Annotated in this window: 16 protein-coding genes; 5 read left to right on the forward strand and 11 right to left on the reverse strand. The window is 67.0% G+C overall.

Features of this window, described 5'->3' with window-relative positions:
* Positions 1 to 27: 27 nt before the first annotated feature.
* The 11 genes from HUW53_RS08375 to HUW53_RS08425 all read right to left on the reverse strand — a co-directional run bounded on the left by HUW53_RS08375 (position 28) and on the right by HUW53_RS08425 (position 13,559).
* Positions 28 to 1,182, reverse strand: coding sequence for an iron-containing alcohol dehydrogenase (locus HUW53_RS08375; RefSeq protein ID WP_237345300.1), 1,155 nt, complete (start codon positions 1,180 to 1,182; stop codon positions 28 to 30).
* A gap of 51 nt (positions 1,183 to 1,233) precedes the next feature.
* Positions 1,234 to 2,700: an NAD-dependent succinate-semialdehyde dehydrogenase gene (locus HUW53_RS08380; protein ID WP_237345301.1), complete on the reverse strand. Its 1,467-nt coding sequence runs from the start codon at positions 2,698 to 2,700 to the stop codon at positions 1,234 to 1,236.
* Between the two features lie 120 nt (positions 2,701 to 2,820).
* A complete protein-coding gene (locus HUW53_RS08385) occupies positions 2,821 to 3,978 on the reverse strand; it encodes an iron-containing alcohol dehydrogenase (RefSeq protein ID WP_237345302.1) in 1,158 nt (385 codons plus the stop codon).
* A gap of 33 nt (positions 3,979 to 4,011) precedes the next feature.
* The gene (locus HUW53_RS08390; RefSeq protein WP_237345303.1) at positions 4,012 to 4,656 is read right to left on the reverse strand and encodes a branched-chain amino acid ABC transporter ATP-binding protein; all 645 of its coding nucleotides are present in this window, start codon (positions 4,654 to 4,656) and stop codon (positions 4,012 to 4,014) included.
* Positions 4,653 to 5,480, reverse strand: a complete 828-nt coding sequence (locus HUW53_RS08395; protein ID WP_237345304.1) for an ABC transporter ATP-binding protein — start codon at positions 5,478 to 5,480, stop codon at positions 4,653 to 4,655. The genes HUW53_RS08390 and HUW53_RS08395 overlap by 4 nt, the downstream gene beginning before the upstream one ends.
* Complete coding sequence (locus tag HUW53_RS08400; RefSeq protein WP_237345305.1) at positions 5,477 to 6,469, reverse strand: branched-chain amino acid ABC transporter permease; 993 nt, start codon at positions 6,467 to 6,469, stop codon at positions 5,477 to 5,479. Before HUW53_RS08400 ends, HUW53_RS08395 begins: the two co-directional genes overlap by 4 nt.
* A gap of 1 nt (position 6,470) precedes the next feature.
* Entirely contained in the window at positions 6,471 to 7,370 is a 900-nt protein-coding gene (locus HUW53_RS08405) for a branched-chain amino acid ABC transporter permease (RefSeq protein ID WP_237345306.1), read from the reverse strand.
* 146 nt (positions 7,371 to 7,516) lie between these two features.
* Positions 7,517 to 8,848, reverse strand: coding sequence for an ABC transporter substrate-binding protein (locus HUW53_RS08410; protein WP_237345307.1), 1,332 nt, complete (start codon positions 8,846 to 8,848; stop codon positions 7,517 to 7,519).
* Between the two features lie 29 nt (positions 8,849 to 8,877).
* Positions 8,878 to 10,191 (reverse strand): ABC transporter substrate-binding protein, encoded by a 1,314-nt coding sequence (locus tag HUW53_RS08415; RefSeq protein WP_237345308.1) that lies wholly within the window; start codon positions 10,189 to 10,191, stop codon positions 8,878 to 8,880.
* Positions 10,192 to 10,398: 207 nt separating this feature from the next.
* Positions 10,399 to 11,775, reverse strand: a complete 1,377-nt coding sequence (locus HUW53_RS08420) for a sigma-54-dependent transcriptional regulator (RefSeq protein WP_237345309.1) — start codon at positions 11,773 to 11,775, stop codon at positions 10,399 to 10,401.
* Positions 11,772 to 13,559: a sensor histidine kinase gene (locus HUW53_RS08425; protein ID WP_237345310.1), complete on the reverse strand. Its 1,788-nt coding sequence runs from the start codon at positions 13,557 to 13,559 to the stop codon at positions 11,772 to 11,774. The genes HUW53_RS08420 and HUW53_RS08425 overlap by 4 nt, the downstream gene beginning before the upstream one ends.
* 214 nt (positions 13,560 to 13,773) lie before the next feature.
* Here HUW53_RS08425 and HUW53_RS08430 point away from each other — a divergent pair, with 214 nt between their 5' ends.
* From HUW53_RS08430 to HUW53_RS08450, 5 genes are all read left to right on the forward strand, one after another.
* Complete coding sequence (locus tag HUW53_RS08430) at positions 13,774 to 14,478, forward strand: SIMPL domain-containing protein (protein WP_237345311.1); 705 nt, start codon at positions 13,774 to 13,776, stop codon at positions 14,476 to 14,478.
* A 120-nt stretch (positions 14,479 to 14,598) separates the two neighbouring features.
* A complete protein-coding gene (locus HUW53_RS08435) occupies positions 14,599 to 15,960 on the forward strand; it encodes an NUDIX hydrolase (protein WP_237345312.1) in 1,362 nt (453 codons plus the stop codon).
* Positions 15,961 to 16,522: 562 nt separating this feature from the next.
* Complete coding sequence (locus HUW53_RS08440; RefSeq protein WP_237345313.1) at positions 16,523 to 17,518, forward strand: GSCFA domain-containing protein; 996 nt, start codon at positions 16,523 to 16,525, stop codon at positions 17,516 to 17,518.
* Positions 17,519 to 17,968: 450 nt separating this feature from the next.
* Entirely contained in the window at positions 17,969 to 18,781 is an 813-nt protein-coding gene (locus HUW53_RS08445) for an amino acid kinase family protein (RefSeq protein WP_237345314.1), read from the forward strand.
* Between the two features lie 12 nt (positions 18,782 to 18,793).
* Positions 18,794 to 19,627 carry an amino acid kinase family protein gene (locus HUW53_RS08450; protein WP_237345315.1) on the forward strand — a complete coding sequence of 278 codons (834 nt, stop codon included), beginning with the start codon at positions 18,794 to 18,796 and terminating at the stop codon, positions 19,625 to 19,627.
* Positions 19,628 to 19,906 lie beyond the last annotated feature (279 nt).

The following is a 19,906-nucleotide window of genomic DNA, read 5'->3' on the forward strand; positions in this document are numbered from 1 at the left end:
GTATGAGGCGAAGGGGCGCCTGCGGCGTCAGTAGACGCTGTCGTAGATGCGTTCGATGTCGGCGCGGGTCATGTCGCGTGGATTGCAGGCGATCAGCCGGCGGATGCCGGTGTCCACCTCCTCCGCCATGGAGGGGATGGCATCGCGCGGGACGCCGAGGTCGCGCATGCGGATCTCGAGCCCCATGGCCGGAACCAGGGCTTCGACATTCGCCACCAGGGCTTCCGCCGCCTCGGCGTCGGAGGCGAAGCTGCGCCCCGGCAGGGTCTGGCGGGCGAGTTCCGCATAGAGCGGACCAGCCTCGGCCAAGTTGAAGCGCATGATGGGCGCCATGACGATGGCGTTGGAGTGGCCGTGCGGAACGTGATAGCGCGCGCCGAGCGGATAGGCGAGGGCGTGGATGGCGGCCACCGAGGCATTCACGAACGCCATGCCCGCCAGCAAAGAGCCCTGGAGCATGGCGGCGCGGGCCTCCACGTTCCGGCCGTCCGCCACCACCGTGCGGATGTTGGCGGAGAGGAGTTGCAGCGCCTTCACAGCCAGCGCGTCCGCCAGCAGGTTCTTGGCGGTGCGGCTGGTATAGGCCTCAATGGCGTGCACCATGGCATCAAGGCCGGTGGCGGCGGTGATGCGCGGGGGCAGGCCGAGGGTCAGCTCGGGGTCGAGCAGCGCGACGTCGGGCAGGAGCTGCGGGGCATAGATGGCCTTCTTGCGGCCCTCGGCGTCGGTCACCACCGACACCCAGGTGACCTCGGAGCCGGTGCCGGCCGTGGTGGGCACCTGGATCAGGGGCGCGCGGGTGCCCGTGGCGAGGTTGGTGCCGTACATCTCGGCGATGGGCTGCTCGCTCTTGATCATCAGCGCCACCAGCTTCGCCGTGTCCAGCGAGGAGCCGCCGCCAATGCCGATGATGCCATCGGCCGCGAACGCCCGCGCGCGCGCCACGGCGGCCAGCACCACCGCGACCGGCGGATCGGCTGCTACGTCCGAGAACACGTCGACGGCGATGCCGGCTTCGGCCAGGGACGCCTTGGCGGTGTCGGAAAAGCCCAGGGTGACGATGCCGGGATCGCAGACGATGAGCACCCGCGTGGTGCCCAGCTCCTTCATCAGGCCGCCGAGGCGCTTCAGGCCACCGGCCTCGCTGACGATGCGGCGCACGCTTCTGAACGTATAGTTCATGACACTATCCAGAGTTTTGAATGTTGTCGGGCCATCGAAAACAACCGTGCGTCAGTGGATGCCGCCAAGGCACATGTATTTGATCTCCACGAAATCATCGACGCCGTACTTGGAGCCTTCACGTCCGATGCCGGATTCCTTGACGCCGCCGAAGGGCGCCACCTCGGTGGAAATGATGCCTTCGTTGATGCCGAGGATGCCGTATTCCAGCGCTTCCGCCACGCGCCAGATGCGGCCGATGTCGCGGGCATAGAAATAGGCGGCGAGGCCGTATTGGGTATCATTGGCCATGCGGATGGCCTCGTCTTCGGTCTCGAACTTGAAGAGCGGTGCCACGGGGCCGAAGATCTCCTCGGAGAACAGTTCCATGTCCCGCGAGACCTCGGTGAGGATGGTGGGCGCGTAGAAATTGCCGCCGAGGGCGTGGGGCTTGCCGCCCACCAGAACCTTGGCGCCCTTCTCCACGGCGTCCTTCACCAGCCGGTCCACCTTGGCGAAGCCCTTGGCGTTGATGAGCGGGCCGGTGGTGACGCCGGCCTCGACGCCCGGGCCGACCTTCATGGCGGAGACCGCCGCGGCGAGCTTCTCGGCAAAGGCGTCGTAAACGCCCGCCTGCACCACGATGCGGTTGGCGCACACGCAGGTTTGCCCGGCGTTGCGATACTTGGACATCATGGCCCCGGCCACCGCCGCGTCGAGGTCGGCGTCGTCGAACACGATGAAGGGCGCGTTGCCGCCCAGCTCCAGGCTCACCTTCTTCACGGTGCCGGCGCACTGGGACATGAGCAGCTTGCCGACCGGCGTGGAGCCGGTGAAGGAAAGTTTGCGCACGATGGGGTTGGCGGTCATCTCCCCGCCCACTGCGGCGCCCTGCTGGGCCGTCACCACATTGAAGACGCCGGCCGGCATGCCGGCCCGCTCGGCCAGCTCAGCCAGGGCGAGGGCGGACAAGGGGGTGTCCTCGCCGGGCTTCACCACCGTGGTGCAGCCGGCGGCGAGCGCGGGCGCCACCTTGCGGGTGATCATGGCATTGGGGAAGTTCCAAGGGGTGATGGCCGCGACCACGCCGATGGGCTGCTTGATGACGATGATGCGCTTGTCGGCGCCGTGGCTCGGGATCACGTCGCCATAGATGCGCTTTCCCTCTTCCGCGAACCATTCGATGAACGAGGCGCCATAGGCCACCTCGCCCCGCGCCTCGGTGAGCGGCTTGCCCTGCTCGGCGGTCATGATCTGCGCCAGGTCGTCCTGGGCGGCCATGATGAGCTCGAACCACCGGCGCAGGATGGCGGCGCGCTCCTTGGCGGTCTTGGCGCGCCAGGCGGGAAGCGCCTTGTCGGCGGCGGCGATGGCGCGGCGGGTTTCAGCAGCCCCCATGTCCGGCACCTGGGCGAGCTCCGATCCGTCGGCCGGGTTGGTCACGGCGAAGGTCTTGGCCGTGTCGGCTGCGGTCCAGGCGCCGTCGATATAGGCTTTGTCGCGCAGCAGGGCGGCGTCGGCGAGGGTGGGAAGGGACATGGCGTTCAAGCCTCCTCGGCGGATCAAAGGGAAATCGCGGCGACGGCGGAATGCTCTGTCGCGGCGTGTGTCTTCACCATGGCCCGGCGGCGTGCCGCCGGGCCATGTGTCGCGCGGCGCTCAGAGCACCGATTGGTAGATGGCGAAGGCGTCGGCCTGGGTGACGGGGCGCGGGTTGTTCATCAAGAGCCGCTCCACCTTCATGGCGTCCACGGCGAGGCGCTCCAGGTCGGCTTCCGTCACGCCCACCTCGGCGAGGCGCTGGGCGAACGGCATGCGCGCCACCATCTCCTGCATGAAAGCGATGAAGGCATCGGCTGCGGCATATGCGCTGGCGAAGCGCTGGCCCGGCAGCACCACGCCCGCCAGTTCCGCATAGAGCGTGGTCGCCGCTGGCTTGTTGAAGTGCAGCACGGGGGTCAGCACCAGCGCGTTGCTGAGGCCGTGGGGCACATGAAAATGCCCGCCCAGCGGATAGGCCAGCGCGTGCACCGCCGCCACCGGCGCGTTGGCGAAGGCCATGCCCGCCAGCATGGACCCCTGGAGCATGGCGGATCGGGCGTCCACATCGGTTCCGTCGGCGATCACGCGGTCCATGTTGCCGGCAAGCAGGCGCAGCGCCTGGAGCGCGAGCGCGTCGGAGACGGCGTTCTTCTTATGCTTGCTGGTGTAGGCCTCGATGGCGTGCACCATGGCGTCGATGCCGGTGGCCGCCGTCACCGGCGCGGGGAGGCCGAGGGTGAGGCTCGCATCCAGCAGCGCGATGTCCGGATAGAGCAGGGGGCTCACCACGCCCTTCTTCTCATGGGTTGGCGTGGTGACGATGGAAATGGGTGTGACTTCCGATCCGGTGCCGGCGGTGGTGGGCACCTGGATCAGGGGCAGGCGCGGCCCATGGGCGAGACCGATGCCGTAGATGTCCGGCAGGGCCTGGGGCGCGCCGACCAGCAGCGCCACCAGCTTGGCCGTATCCATGGAGCTGCCGCCGCCGATGCCGATGATGACGTCGGCGCCTGCCGCGCGCGCCGCGTCCACGGTGGCGAGCACCACCGCTTCCGGCGGGTCTGCCTGAACGTCGGTGAAGACCTCGACCGGCTGGCCGGCGGCGGCGAAGGCCGCCAGCACCGGCGCCAGCACACCGGACTTCACGAGGCCCGCATCGGTGACGATCATGGGCGCCTTGGCGCCGAGCCCGGCGGCCAGCGCCGGCAGGCGGCTGGCGCCACCGGTTTCTTGGATCACATGGGGCGTGGTTTCAAAGGAGAAGTTCAGGGTCATTTCGGATGCCATGGATGCAGGGGCGGGAACCGGTCAGTGGGCAGTGACCACGCCGCGCTCGATGTGGAATACCTGATCGACGAGATCGGACGAATGGGTCGCGTCGGATTCCGAGAGAAGCACGCACAGGCCCTCGTTGCGCAACGTGCCGATCACCTCGGTGAGGCGGCGCGAGAGCACCGGCGCCACGCCCTCGAACGGCTCATCGAGCAGCAGCAGGCGCCGGCCCGGCATCAGCGCGCGGCCGAGCGCCACCAGCTTCTGCTGGCCGCCGGACAGTTGGAGCGCCTTGCGGTCGCGATACTGGGCGATTTCCGGCATCAGCGAATAGATCCAGTCGAGCCGCGCCGGCGCGTCCTTCAGCTTGTTGGCCCAGGCCGGCATCAGAATGTTCTCTTCCACCGTGAGGGTGGGGATCAGGCGCCGGTCTTCCGGCAGGTAGCTGATGCCCATGCGGGCCCGGTGATGGGCCTCCTTGTCGCCGATGGAGGCGCCGTCGAACACGATCTTTCCGGAAAGGGAGGTGAGCCCCATGATGGAGCGGATCAAGGTGGTCTTGCCGGCGCCGTTGCGGCCGATGAGGCCCACCATCCGGCCCGAGGGAACCTCCATGGAGACATCCCGCAAGATCGGGATGCCGGCGATGGATACGTCGAGATTGGAGATGGCGAGGGTCATGCCACGGAACTCCCCTGCTGGGCGGCCGCGTGTTCGGCACTCTTGTGGTCGGCGCCCTTCTGTTCGGCGCCTTTGTGATCGGAATGCCCGGTGACGAGTTCGCGCACGCGGGCATCCGCGAGCACCGCGTCGGGCGGGCCGTCGGCGATGATCTCGCCGCTGTAGAAAGCAAGGATGCGCGAGACATAGCGGCGCACCACGTCCATGTCGTGCTCCACGAACAGCACGGTCAGGCCATGGTGGTGCACCGCGGCCATCACGGTGTCCATCAGGTCGCCCTTCTCGTCGACGCTGACGCCCGACGTGGGCTCGTCCAGCAGCAGCATCTTGGGGTTGCCGATCATCGCCATGGCGATGTCGATCAGCTTGCGCGAGCCCTGGGGCACGGCGGTGACACGGGCATCGCGATAGGCGCCGACCTTGAACTCGCCGAGGATCTCCTCCGCCTTGGCCACCCGCGCCTTGGTGTGCAGCGGCTTCAGGAAGGAGGGGTGCGGGCTCTCGGCGGCGGCGAGCGCGATGACGAGGTTGTCCAGCACCGTCAACTCGGGAAAGAGCTGGGCCACCTGGAACGAGCGGGCGAGCCCCGAGCGGGTGATGGCGCGCGGGGCGAGGCCCAGGATGGGGCGCCCATCCATCAGGATCTCGCCGGAGGTGGGGGGCAGATAGCCGGTCACCATGTTGATGAAGGTGGTCTTGCCGGCGCCGTTGGCGCCGATGACCCCGACGATCTCGCCCTTCCCGATCTTGACGTTGAGATCCTTGGCGGCGGTGACGGCGCCAAACGATTTGTTCAGCTTGCGGGTTTCGAGAATGGGGGTCATGCGCGGACGCCTCCGGTGCGGGCGTTCGTGGGGGAGGACGAGGGCACGGGCGCAACCGCTCGGCGGGTGAACAGGCTCCACAGGCCCTTGGGCAGGAACACGACGATGCCGAGCAGGGTGAAGCCCAGGATCATCTGCCAGGCGTTGGGCAGGAACTCGATGGCATAGGTGCGCACCAGCGCGAACACGATGGCTGCCAGGAATGGCGCGAACACGCTGCCCGTGCCGCCCAGCAGGGCGATGAACACGAACTCGCCGGAGGTGGTCCAATAGGCCATGTCCGGGTCCACATGGCCGGTGGCGAGCGCCGTCAGCCCGCCGCCCAGGGCCGACACCGCCGCCGCCGCCACATAGTTGGCATAGTTGATCCAGCGCGGGGAGAGGCCGAGGAACTCCACCCGCACCTCATTCTCGCGGATGGCCTCACAGGTCATGCCCATGGCCGAGCGATAGAAGCGATGGAGAATGAAGGCCACCGTCGCCGCCGTGAGCACGGTGAGGATGAACACGGTATGCGTCGCCTGCTCGCCGCCCTCGATGGTGCGGCCCAGCAGGGTCCAGGCCTTGACGTTGAAGCCGTCCGTGGAACCGAGCTCCTGGCTTTTCACCAGCACGCCGTAGAGGATCATGGAGAAGGCCAGCGACAGCATCGCGAAGAAGATCTCGCGATAGCGCGTCAGCAGCAGGCCGAGCACCATGGCGAGCACGACGGCGGCGATGACACCGAGCGCCAGCAGCACGAGGCCGGCATTGAGCCCCAGGAACTGGCCGCCCATGCCCACCGCATAGCCGCCCACGCAATAGAAGAGGCCTTGGCCGAAGGAGACGAGGCCGGCCTTCATCTGCATCACCACGCCCTGCACCACGAGCGCCTTGGCGAGGGCGACGGTGATGAGGAAGATCAGCCAGCCGGGCGCCGCCAGCGTGCCGGCGAGCATCAGAACGACCGCAAGGCCGACCAATGCGAGTTCAGTCTTGTCGAGGCGCATGTCAGATCTTCCTTACGAGCGTGCGGCCGAACAGGCCCTGCGGCCGGATGGCCAGCACCAGGGACATGACGCCGTAGATCACGAACAGCTCGAATTGCGGGGCGAAGTGCACCGCGGCGGCGCGGGAGAGGCCCAGCAGCAGGGCGCCCACGGCGGCGCCCTCGATGGAGCCCATGCCGCCCACCACCACCACGGCGAAGGCGAGCACGATCACTTCCACGCCGATGCCCGGCACGACGGAGATGGAGGGCGCCGTCAGCGCGCCGGCCAGCGCTCCAAGGGTGGTGCCGATCAGGAAGGTCAGCGTGAACATGCGGCGCACGTTCACGCCCATGGCGCGGGCCACCTCCCGGTCATGGATGACGGCGCGCAGGATCTTGCCGAGGTTGGTGCGCTCCAGCCAGCCCCACAGGGCGAGCCCCACCGCCACCGCGATGCCGATCAGCACCAGATCGTAGTTCGAGACCTTGAGGCCGGCGATGGTGGAGCGGCCGAGCGCGGTATAGGGCTGGTAGGCGAAATAGGGATTGACGCCGAAGACGATCTTCATGGCGTCCTCGAGGATCAGCAGCAACGCGTAGGTGATGATGACCATCAAGGTCTCATCGCGCCCGTACATGAACCGCAGCAGGCCGCGCTCCACCAGCGTGCCCACCACCAGGCCGGCGACCAAGGCGGCTCCGATGAGGATCAGGAAGCTCACGCCCGCCGATCCGGTGCCGTCGGCGAAATACCAGCCGATGGCGGAGGCGGCCGCATAGGCACCGATGGCGTAGAAGGAGCCATGGGCCATGTTGAGGATGCGCATGACGCCATAGATCACCGTCAGGCCGGCGGCGACCAGAAACAGCCAGGACGCATAGATGGTGCCGTCGATCAATACGGCGAGGAAGCTCAGCATAGGACCGCATCCGTCAGTGGGGCGAACGGGCCGGCGGCGGGGCGGCCGCCGGCCCTAGGGTCTCGGGGTCAATGCCGGTCAGGCGACCCCGAGAAGCTGCGCGGGATCGCGCCCCCGCTCGGTTGCGGGCGCGCGATCGCCGGCGTTCAGTTGCACTTGGCGCCGGGGAAGCCGGCCTTGATCCAGGCGTCGGAGGCGGTGCCGTCCGGCGGGGTCACGCACTCGCCCGAGAAGGTGATGACATTCTCGATGGTGGCTTTGCCGGTCTTCGGATCGTATTTGTAGGTGCCGTAGGAAATGGGCTGCAGCGCCTGGTGGCCATCGGCGCGGTCCATCTTCACGGTGCCGCTGACGGATTCGAAGGTGGAGCCCTTGAAGGCGTCGGCGATGGCGTCCATGACCGGCACGGTGCCGGCACTGGCGCCGGCCTTCTCCGCGGCGGCCTTCAGACCGAGGATGGCCTGCGCCATCTTGGTGGCCGGATAGGTGGGCGCCATGGAATAGGTGTCGGTATAGGCCTTGACGAACCAGGTGTTCAGGGCGTTCTGCGGCGCGAATGCGCCGAACGGGCCACGGCCGCCGATGATGGTGCCGTTGGGGGCCTGGTCCTTGAAGCGGTCGAGGGCGGATTCACCGCAGGTGAGCACCACGGTGGCGTCGTCCAGCAGGCCGCGGGCATTGGCCTGGAGCACGAAGGCTTCCATGTCGCCACCCCAGAAGCTGGAATGCACCACTTCCGGCTTCTTCACCGACAGCGCCGAGATTTCCGCGCCGTATTGGCCCTGGAACACCTTCGGCATCTGGTTCTCGACCACCTTCACCTTGGGCATGGTCTGGGCCAGGGCGAGGGTGAAATCGCTCCAGGAATCCTGACCCCAGGCATAGTTCTGCTGGATGCCGGCGATCTTGGTGATGTTGGGCTTGGTGGCCGCGAGGTAGCGGGCCGCGCCGATGTTGTCCACCGCGGCGTCGAGGCCGGTGCGGAAGGCGTACTTCGGCTTGCTGTCATCGTTGAACAGGCGCGAGGTGCCGCAATCGTAGAACACCGTGAGAGCCTTCAGCTCCTCGGCGACGGGCGCGATGGCGAGGCAGTCGCCGGAGGAGATGTAGCCGACCACGGCGTCCACCTTCTGGCGCTGCACCAGGTTGCGGAACTCTTCCACCTGCTTGGTGGCGCCGCCAGCCTCGTCGATGATGACGGCCTCGATCTCGGCGCCGTTGATGCCCTTGGTGTTGTAGGGGGCGGGCAGGGCGCCCTTGTTGAGGCCTTCCACGATCGCCTTCGCCGCATTGGCGGAGGGAATGCCGAAGGGACCGGCGGCCGGGCCGGACAGGAAGGTCACGATGCCAATGCGGAACTTGCCGTTCTCGGCGGCCCCGGCGGCACCCGTCAGCATGGTGGAGGCGAGGGCGACGGCGGCGACGCCCGCCGCAAGGCGACCGGGCCGGGGCGTGGTCATGGAGCGCACTGTCTTCACTTGAGGTTCTCCCTTCGTGGACCTGTTTGTCATTGGGTGGGTTGGGCGGCGGCGCGCCGGGCCCGCACGAGGTCCGGCGGCGGACGCAGATCTTCCGCGTCGTAGGCGCGGATGTTGCCGAGCATGGCCTTGGCCGGCGGAAAGCGATCGTTGGCGACCGGTGTCCCCACCGCCTGGGCCTGCATGATCTGGTGGGTGACCGGATCGATGATGGAGGCGAAGCCCTGCGGATCCTCCGGCAGCGACAGGCGCATCCCTTCCAGGACCGCGATCAGGGCCTTGTCGTCGGTGGCGTTGCCCACCTCGGCCACCGCTTTGGCTATGGCGACAATGCCGCTGTATGCTCCTTCCGCCGCATAGGTCGGGTAGCGCCCGGTCATGGCGTGGAAGTCGTCGACGAAGCGGCGGTTTCCGGGGGTGTCGGGCCAGTTGTTGTGATGGCGGGCGGAGAGAATGAGGCCGGGCGGTGGCGATGCGCCAAGCTGCACCAGCACGTCATAATTGGCGCCGGTATCGAAATTGGCCACCCGCATCTGCGAGAACAGGTCTACCGCCGCGGCCTGCTTCAGGAACGCGAGGAAATCCCCGCCCCACAGCGCCGTGACCACGATGTCCGGCTTCAGCTCCTTCAGGGCCTGGATGTAGGTCGAGTAATCGGGCTCGTAGAGCTTGGGCCAGAGCTCCGCCACCACCTCGTATTTCATGCCGAGGCCGTCCATCGCCGTGAGCAGGTCGTCGCGCGAGACGTGGCCGTATTCGTAGTCGGGATTGAGGATGGCGATGCGCTGCCACGGCTGGCTCGCCCGGATGTCGCGCAGGTAGCGCGCTCCGGCGGCGTTGGAGGTCCAGCTGTCGTTCGAAAGGCGGAAGTAGTGGGGGTGCCCGGCCTCGATGGTCAGTCGCGAGGACGCATGGTCCGTGCCGATCAGGATGATGGAGCGGCGGCGGGCGAGGTCGCTCACCGCCTGGGCGACGCCGGAGGAGACCATGCCGCACAGGACGCGCGCATGGTCCTTATCGATGAAGTCCTCCGCGAGCCGCAGGCCGTAGGAGGCCTTGGAGAGGTCGTCATCCACCACCACCCGCAGCCGTGGGCCGGGCGTCCCGGTCACCTTGCCGGAAGCGATGTCGCGCAGGGCAAGGCGGATGCCCTCGACGCTGTCCTCGCCATAAATGGCGGCGCGTCCGGTCATGGGATAGATGCAGCCGACCACCACCTCGGCCGCCTCGGGCGCGGCGCCGAGCACGATGCGTTCGGCGCGGGCCGCAAGGCTGGTGCTCGCCAGTATACCGGCGGCGACCGCGATGCCCCTCAGCGCAGGGCGCAACCCTGGTGTCCTCATGGCGTCTGCCTCCCAGGCGAGCGTTCGCTCGCTTCATTCTTGTTGTCACCCTTTGAGCAAGGGGCGTGCCAGGAGCGCGGGCGGACGTGGAGCCTTGAGGAGTCGGCCGTTTTTTGCAGGGGTGATGAGCGATCAGCGCGGGGCTGAGCGGAAAGCGCTCCTTTGAGCGGCGCGCATGAGCGCTTTCCGCTCAATGGCGCGCGTGTCTCAGAGGCCGAGGCGCTGGAGCCGGCGCTTGAGGGCGTGGCGGGAGATGCCAAGGGTCTCGGCCGCCCGCCCCTTGTGGCCGCTGGAGCGGCTGAGCGCGGCGAGCAGCATCTGCCGCTCGGCCTGGTCCATGTGGTGGTCGATGGTGGCGGGCATGACGGGCGCTGCGCCCGCGCCCGTCGCCGTGCCGGGCTGCGGCGGCACGGCGGCCCCGCGCAATTCCTGGGGCAGGACCGCGGGAGAAATGACCTCTCCCGGATAGAGGATGGTCAGGCGCTCGATCAGGTTCTTCAGCTCGCGCACGTTGCCCGGCCAAAGATGGGCCTGGAGCAGCGCCACGGTTTCCGGCGTGAGCGTGATGGGCGCGCAGGCTTCCTGATGGGCGTAGCGGGCGGCGAAGTGTTCGGCCAGCACCAGCGCATCCCCCGCGCGTTCACGCAACGCGGGCACGGCGACGCTGATGACGTTGAGACGGTAATACAGATCCTCGCGGAATTGTCCCTCGCGCACCAGAGCCGCCAGATCCCGGTTGGTGGCCGCCACCACCCGCACGTTGCCGGCGTGGACGGTTGCCGCGCCCACCGGCCGATAGGTTCCATCCTCCAGGAAATGCAGCAGCTTGGCTTGCAGCGCCAACGGCACCTCGCCGATCTCATCGAGGAACAACGTGCCCCCCTCGGCCACCGCCACGAGGCCGGTGCGTTTCTGGTGGGCGCCGGTGTAGGCGCCTTTTTCGGCGCCGAACAGCTCGGCCTCGATGAGCTGTTCCGGCAGGGCCGCGCAGTTCACTTCCACGAACGGCTGGTCGGCCCGGCGGCTGCCGGCATGGATGGCGCGGGCGACCAGCGCCTTGCCGGTTCCCGATTCTCCATGGATGAGGATGCGCGAGGTGCCGCTGCCCGCCACCCGCTCCACCGCCTCGCGCAATGCGGCCATGGCCGGGCTCGCGCCGATGAGGCTCGCGGTCGAGAGCTGGCGGCTGCGGTGGTATTCGATCTCCTTGTGCATCCGACGCCGGTCGAGGGCCTGGTGAATGCAGTGGATGAGATCGTCAAGCTCGAACGGCTTGGTCAGGTAGTCCACCGCTCCGGCCTTCACCGCCTGCACCGCCGCGCGGGTGTCCCCATGGGCCGAGATCATGATGACCGGAAGATCCGGGGCGAGGGCCTTCAGCCGCGCCAAGGTCTCCATGCCATCCACTTCGGGCATGCGCAGATCCACGAGAGCAAGGTCGATCTCGGTGCCGCGCAGCACCTCCAAGGCGGCGGCGCAGGAGTTGACGCCGGTGGGCTTCAGGCCCTCCTTCTTCAGGGCGTAGACGAGGGACCGCACGAAGGGGGCTTCGTCGTCCACCACCAGGATGGATGCCGGATTCATGACGTGGCCGTGCCTCCTCTGGTTCCGTCCAAGGTCGGATCCGATGCCGGAAAGCTCGATGCCGGAAAGCTCACGGCGATGAGGGTTCCGACGCCGCGGGCGCTCTCTATTCGCATGGTGCCCTCGTTGGCCTCGACCATCTGCTGGCTGATGGTGAGGCCGAGTCCGGATCCGGCGGGCTTGGTGGTGAAGAACGGGTCGGTCACGCGCTGCAGATCCTCTTTCGCAATGCCGTGTCCGTCGTCGGCGATCTCGATCACGGTGCGCTCCCCCTCGCGGCGCGACCGGAACGTGACTGTTCCACCCCGGCCGCAGGCCTGCAACGCGTTGAGCCCCAGGTTGACGAGGATCTGCTGCATGTGATCCGCGTCGCCCAGCAGGCCGACGCTGGAATCGCCGGTGGAGGCAAGGTGCACGCCGCGTTCCGCGGCCACCGGCTTCAGCAGCGTGGCGGTGCGGCGCAACAGCTCGCGCACGGCCAGGGGGCCGCGCGCGGCCGGGTGCGGGCGGCCATAGGTGAGCAGATCGTTGACCACCCGGTTCAGGCGATCCACTTCCGCCTCCAGGTCGATCAGGAGCTCCCGGCGGTCCTGGTCCGGCTCGTCGCGACTGAGGCTCTGCACCGTGGTCTTCATGGTGGCCAGCGGGTTGCGCACCTCATGGGCGACGCCGGTGGCGAACTGGCCGAGCACCGCCATCTTCTCGGTGCGCACCGTGCGGTCGATCATGTCCTTCACCCGCTCGGCCATGGTGTTGAAGGCGGCGGACAGGGCATTGATCTCGTCCGCCTTGCGCGTGAGGGGGAGGCGATAGGTGAGGTTGCCGCTCGCCACCGCGTTCGCGCCCTCCACCAGCAGGTCCACCCGCCGCCGCATGCGCAGGCCGAGATGGACGAACAGCGCGACCACCACCAGCATGATGAGCGCGCCGCCGCTGTAGAGCCAGCCGCGCGCCGACCTCAAGGACGACAGGACATCGGGCGAGCGGCGATCGCGCATCAGCCGCCAGCCGGGCAGAACCTCCGGCCCCGGCGCCAGCTCGCGCGCGCCCTCGATTGGGCGGCCGGTGGCGTCGAGGATGGCGCCGGAAGGAGTGGCGAGCAACATGCGTATGATGCCGCTGGTGTTGGACTTGTCGAGCTGCTCGGTCATCGAGGCAAGGCGGATATGGAGGGCGACGGTGCCGCCGGTGCCGCTGCCGCTCTCGCGCATGGGGCGGCGCAGCAGGATCCAGCCGGCCCGTCCCGGCTGCGGCAGGGCCGGGCCGATGATCTCGACCCCGTCCTTCACCACCACCGGCATGCCGGCGATGGACCAGCCCTTGGCGGTCCAGTAGGGCGGCCCGGAGGCGGCCTGCCCGGCGACCGCATATCTGAGCTTGTCGTCCCCATCGAAGAACAGGATGCCGTAAAGGTCCGGCACGTCCGCTTCGAGCCGCAGCAGGGCGCCGATGTCCGCCGTGGCCGGCGCACCGGGGTCCGAGAGGAAGGCGTTGAGGCCCGGATAGTTGGAGATCTTCGCGAGCTGATACTGCATGGTTTCCAGAAACGCAGCCATGCGATTGGCGGTCGCCGCCTCCTGCGCCGACTGGCGCTCGCCCACGAGGGTGGTTTCCAGTTCCTTGGTGAAGCGGTCGTAGAGCGCGCCCACGCTCACCAGCGCGACCGCGAAGATGGTCACCGTCACCACCACATAGCGGCCGACGACGCTGGACAGGCGCAGGTTCCGGCCGCGCAGCAGACGGATCAGGCGTCGATGGCCGCCGGGGGTGGGATCGGCTGGCATGCGGATCGGATCTTCTTGTCTCAAGATGGCGTGCACCTAACCACAGGTGCGGGGCGGACCGGAAGCGCCGAAATGCGCCGGCGTCCGTCCCCGCCGTGGTGACCTTGCGTCGCGTTCGGTGGGCAATGTCGTCGGCTGCCCCATTGGCGCCGTGTTCGCGCGGTGGTGTCGGCCCGTCCGCGGACGGCGCGGACGGCTCGGTTCGAGGTTCACGATGCGCTTGCCCCTTCCTGTCGCCGCCGCCTTCGCTTTCGTCTGCCTTGCCGCGCCGGCGGCGCTTGGCGCCACCATCACGGTGGCGGGTGAGGCGCGGGTCACCGCCGCTCCCGATTCGGCGCTTGTGTCCACCGGCGTGGTCACCTCGGCCAAGACCGCCGACGAGGCGCTGGGGGCCAATTCCAAGGCGGTGGCGGCCTTGATCGAGAGCATCAAGGCCGCGGGGGTGGCGCAGACAGACATCGCCACCGCCAATTTCTTCCTGCAACCGCAATATGCGGCGACGCAAGGGTCGCAGAAGGAGGCGCCGCGGGTGGTGGGGTTCGAGGTGCGCAACACCGTGCGCATCACCGTGCGTGATCTCGCAGCTCTCGGGCCGTTGCTCGACAAGATGGTGCAGGCCGGCGCCAATCAGGCGTCGGGTCTCGCGTTCACCCTCTCCAATCGGGCGAAGCTGGAGCAGGAAGCGCGCGTGGCCGCCGTGAATGATGCCATGGAGCAGGCCAAGGTGGTGGCGGGCGCCGCCGGGCTGCGGCTGGTGCGCATCGTCTCCATCACGCCGGACGTGGATGGTAGTGGTCCGATCATGCCGACGCCCATGCTGATGAAGGCCGATGCGGCGCGCATGGCGGTTCCGATCGAGGCGGGAGAGGTGGAGGTGCGCGGCCGCGCCACCATCGTTTATGACGCCGAGGCGCAATGAGTGGCGGCGACGGCTTTTCCTCGGGCGTGGCTGTGATAGATCAGCATCATTGACTCGTCGTTGCTCCCAAGCGGGATGTTCGCCCGCAGGGACCGGCGCGAGGCTTGAGGCGGATCGCTCATGCCTGTGACTGGCAACGGACACCCGGGGCGGCGGGTGCAATATGCGGCATTGCCCTATCGCGTGCGCAGCGACGGGGAGGTGCAGGTGCGCCTCATCACGTCGCGGGAAACGCGCCGTTGGGTGATCCCCAAGGGTTGGCCCATCAAGGGGTTGTCACCCGCCAAGACCGCTGCCCGCGAAGCCTATGAGGAAGCCGGCCTTATGGGTGCCATCGCCCGCGATGCGGTCGGCATCTACACCTACGAGAAGAACCTCGGCATCCGCTCGGTACTGTGCGATGTCATGGTGTTTCCGCTGAAGGTGAAGCGGCACCTGCAAAAATGGCCCGAGCGCTCGCAGCGCTATGGCTTCTGGTTCTCCATCGACACGGCCGCCGCGGCTGTGCAGGAGGAGGATCTGAAGGGGCTCATCCTCTCGTTTGGAGAATTCATGGCCGTGCGCCTCGCGGCCAAGCGCGAGGCCGAGGCCGCTGCGGCGGCCAAGAAGAAGGACGTGAAGCCGGCGTCCAAATCCGCCGACAAGTCCGCGGCGAAACGGGCCCCCGCCACCGCTCTCCCCACCGAGACGGGGACGGACCACGCCGCGCCTCCGGCCGAAGGTGGCAGCAACCGCGCCGCCACGTTGTCGCGCAAGGGGGCGCAGCGGCACAGCGCCCGCCAACAGCCGGGCGTCTCAGGGGAACCCGCGGCGGTGTCTTCCATGGCGGGTGCGTCCAAGGCAGCGGGCGGGACGGCGGGCAAGGCGGAACCACGGGGCATGCACCCGGCAACGCCAGAGGAGGTCGGTCCGGACCTGTCGAAGCCGGGCACCAAGTCGAAGAAGGCGCAGGCCAAGGCCAAGAAGGCTCCGAGCAAGGCTAAGAAGGGTCCGCCGGTGGAGGCGGAACCGCCCGTCGCCGCGCGGGACGCCTCCGGCGTGGAACCTCCGGACCCCGTCGCCAGCACCTCCAGCACCGCGAGATCCGGCACAACGGCGCGGGCGGCCGACCCCGCGCGCAAGCGCCCCGTCACGAAGCCGGTGCCGGCGGCCAAGGCTGGAGCGGCTCCGGTTGCGAAAGCCGCCGTTTCGCGCGCGGTCAAATCATCACCAAAGCCGGCGTCGCGCGCGGCGGCGCAGCTTGCCGCAGGGCCCGCCAAGACGGCGGTGCGGGCCGACAAGGGCGTGAAGGCCACCCTGCCCCTCGCCGGGCTCCGGGCCGAGCAGGAGAGTGCTCCCGTCCCCGAGGGGGGCTTGCCCGTCGCCAAGAAGCTGCCGAAAAAAGTGATCGCGAAAGGCAAGCGAACGTCTGCCCTTGCCAAGGCCCCTCGTGCCGAGGGGCCGAGCCAGCCATCGGGGAGAGGCAGGGGCGGCAAGCGTTAGAGCATGTTCGGACGCAAAGCCGCTTCACGCTTGTGCTGAAACTGCTCTGGATTTTCGTCCGCATCGGCGCGCGCCGGGGCACTGCATCAACGCGTGCCTTTCACGAGAGCCGTCCGCAACTCCGCTCGCGCTGCGGGAGGGGCGCGGCCTGTCGATGTTGGGTGAGAGGGCGGGATCGTGGGGTGCTGATCTTTGCGTTCTTCTTGTCTTGTCAAAGCGCCGTAGAAATATGCTGTAATTCCAGCTGCTCAATTTGATCTAAGCAAAGGCAAATGGTAAATCCAGGTTCAGCGCGGGCGCGGCATTGCCGGACTCGGCATGTTGTTGCAATCCTCATCTCGCGTCCGAAGCTTTCGGGACGGTCCGCGACGACCAGGGCCACCAGGGTGAAACTCTCCGTCCACCGATGGTGATGAACCGCTTTGTCATTCGCGCGGCAGCATGATAAGGCTTCGAAAGCATGCGCGGCGCTTCCTGAATCACGGTCGGAGGCGTCCGGTTTCGATGGCCCCGAACCGGTCTTGCCGGGGAGGCGCGCGGGCGGAAGCCATGAGCCGGGGCCGTGATCGTCGGCGCAAGGGACGATGGGGCAACCATGCGGAAGTTCAACACTTGGGCCCGTGGTCTGGATGCGAAATATCAGGTCCAGGGCCATGCGCCGCATGACGCCGTCACGCGTCTGACGACCAATGAGTTCTTGAAACTGGAGCAAGCGCCGAAGTTCAAATTGTCCGGCGACATGGGCTTTTACATGATTGGCTCCTGCTTCGCGCGGGAGATCGAGAAAGCCTTCATGAAGGTGAACCGCTCGGTTTTGTCGCGGATCGTCTCCCTGCCTGCGGTCTGCGCGGAGCAGTTGAACGGCGATAATTCCGCGATCATGACGAAGTTCACGACGCATTCGATGCTGACGGAGTTGGAGCAGTGTCTGAACGATGTCGAGCTGCCTGGTAAGGGGCTGATTGAAACCGCGCCCGGACAATTCTTCAATCCGCAGCTGCACCGCTTGAAAACGCTGAGCTATGACGACGCTGTCGCGGTCCAGGGGACTGTGCGCAAGACCGTGAAGCTCATTCAGGACGCGGACGTGGTCTTCATCACCCTGGGCTTGACTGAGGTGTGGTGGGACGACGAACTGGATGTTCCCATGAACGTCCCCCCGATCCATTGGAAGTTCGCGCGGGAGACCAAGCGATTCCGTTTCATCAATACGGATTTTGCCGAAAACCTCTCCTCCGTCCGTAAAATGGTGGAGCTTATTCGCGCCAAGAGCCGGAAGGACGTGAAGATCATTTTGACGGTCTCTCCGGTTCCGCTCAATCATACATTTACGGACCAGGATATCATCGTCGCCAATACCTATTCAAAGGCGGTGCTGCGTGCGGTCGCGCAGGAAGTTTATGTGAATTACGATTTCGTCGATTACTATCCAAGCTATGAGCTTGTGGTCAACAGCCCGCGGGATCTGGCCTGGCGCCATGATCGCCGGCATGTGACGAATGCCATGGTGGATCACGTCATCTCCACCTTCCTGCAGAGCTATCTTCCCGCGGAGTGACCGGATTGACGAGGCGCGGCAAACGCGTCTCGTCCGCTTCGGTGGCGTGTGTTCGATCCGCGACGCCACCGGTTCCGCCCCGCGCGGGCTTTGACGGGGCGCGGGCTGCCCGGCATCATGTTTTTCTGGTCGCCGCGCCACGCTCCTCCGCGTTGGGCGATGAGTGCCGCTCCGTCTTGACGTCGCGACGAGTCGAGACCTTTAAAAATTCGGTTGTTGATTTCGCGCTGTGCAGTCCCTGAATTGCATTCAGCGACCCACCATCCCACGACATTTCAACGACTTCCCGTGGCTCACATCCGAGACGATGCCCCATTGCGCGTCTTGTGTCGTTTTTTCCCGGCAAAGAAAAACGCGCGCAGTTTTCGCATATTGCGGGGGTAACTCCATCCGCTGTATTCACCGTCTCAACAAAACAACAAGACGCGGAAATCAGGAAAGGAACTCCTCATGGCCAACACGACGGCGGAGCTCGAAATGCTCCTTACTCAACGATCGCTGACCGACCCGGAATTGCTGTCGGCTGCGGAGGCCGCTGCGGATGTCCGCATTCTGCCTGACGCGACCGTCATCAAGGTCGGTGGGCAGAGCATCATGGATCGCGGCCGCGCAGCGGTCTATCCCCTCGTGGATGAGATCGTGGCCGCCCGCAAGGCGCACAAGCTGCTGATCGGTACCGGTGCCGGAACCCGGGCGCGGCATCTTTACTCCATCGCCGCCGAGCTGAACCTGCCGGCGGGCGTGCTGGCCCAGCTCGGTGCCTCTGTCGCCAACCAGAATGCCGAGATGCTCGGCCAGCTTCTGGCCAAGTACGGCATCTGCTCGGTGAGCGGCGCGGGCATGTCCACGGTCCCGCTGACCCTTGCCGAGGTGCATGCGGTCGTCTTCAGCGGCATGCCGCCTTACTCCTTGTGGACGCGTCCCGCTGCGGAAGGCGTCATCCCGCCCTATCGCACCGATGCCGGCTGTTTCCTGCTCGCGGAGCAGTTCGGCTGCAAGGCGATGATTTTCGTGAAGGACGAGAACGGTCTTTATACCGCCAATCCGAAGACCTCGAAGGATGCCACGTTCATCCCGAAGATCTCGGTGGACGAGATGAAGGCCCGTGGCCTGCACGATTCGATCCTGGAGTTCCCGATGCTCGACCTGCTCAAGTCGGCGCGTCACGTCCGTGAGGTTCAGGTGGTGAACGGCCTCATTCCCGGCAATCTGACCCGCGCGCTCAATGGCGAGCACGTCGGCACCATCATCACCGCGAGCTGAAGGGACATCGCCATGACTGAAACGACCAACGGCATCAAGCACGTTGCCTCGCCGCTCGCGCACCAGACCCTGCTCGACGGCCAGCTCACCAAGCCGGTCGCCGGTGTGCGCCCCATCCGCCTTCTGCCCTGGCTGCAGGTGGTGAAGATCGGCGGCCGCTCCATCATGGATCGCGGCCCGGAAGCGATCCTTCCGATCGTGGACGAGATCCGCAAGCTGCTGCCCGAGCATCGGCTGCTGATCCTGACCGGCGCCGGCATCCGTGCCCGCCATCTCTATGGGGTCGGTCTCGATCTCGGCCTGCCGGTGGGTTCGCTCGCGCCGCTCGCCGCCAGCGAGGCGGGCCAGAATGGACACATTCTCGCGTCGCTCCTGGCACCGGAAGGGGTCTCCTATGTGGAGCACGCGACCATCGCCAGTCAGCTGGCGATCCACCTCTCGGCGGCGCGTGCGGTCGTGGGTAGCGCGTTCCCGCCCTACCACCACCATGAGTTCCCTGGTGCGCGCATCCCCGCCCATCGGGCCGACGCCGGTGCCTTCCTGCTGGCCGATGCGCTCGGTGCAGCCGGCCTCACCATCGTGGAGGATGTGGACGGGGTGTACACGGCCGATCCCAAGGGCCCCGAGGGTGACAAGGCGCAGCTGATGTCGGAGACGAGCTATGCGGACCTCGCGAAGGTCACGGGTCCGCTGCCGTTCGACCGCGTGCTCGTGGAAATCATGGGCACCGCGCGGCAGATCGATCGGGTGCAGGTGGTGAATGGCCTCGTGCCCGGTCGCCTGACCGCCGCCCTGCGCGGCGAGCATGTGGGCACGATCATCCACACGGCCGCTCGCCAGGCCTGATCAGCCGCCTCTTGCCTGAGGTAATGAAAAGCCCTCTCCCGGATCCGGGAGAGGGCTTTTTTGATCCCAGGGGCCGCCCCACCATGCGTCACAGGCCACACCGCCACACCGCCACACGGCCGGCGCGTCTGGACATGACCAGCTTCTCTGGCCCGCGCTCCAAAAGCGGTCAATCGGTCCTCGGCCGAGCGGAACCGCTTGAAAGGCGGCGAACATGGCCATCGTCAGGCCCAGATCGCGGTCCATCAGCAGCCCGAGACAGATGGCGGACAGCGGGAG

The organism is Xanthobacter agilis, assembly GCF_021730435.1.
Taxonomy (GTDB): domain Bacteria; phylum Pseudomonadota; class Alphaproteobacteria; order Rhizobiales; family Xanthobacteraceae; genus Xanthobacter; species Xanthobacter agilis.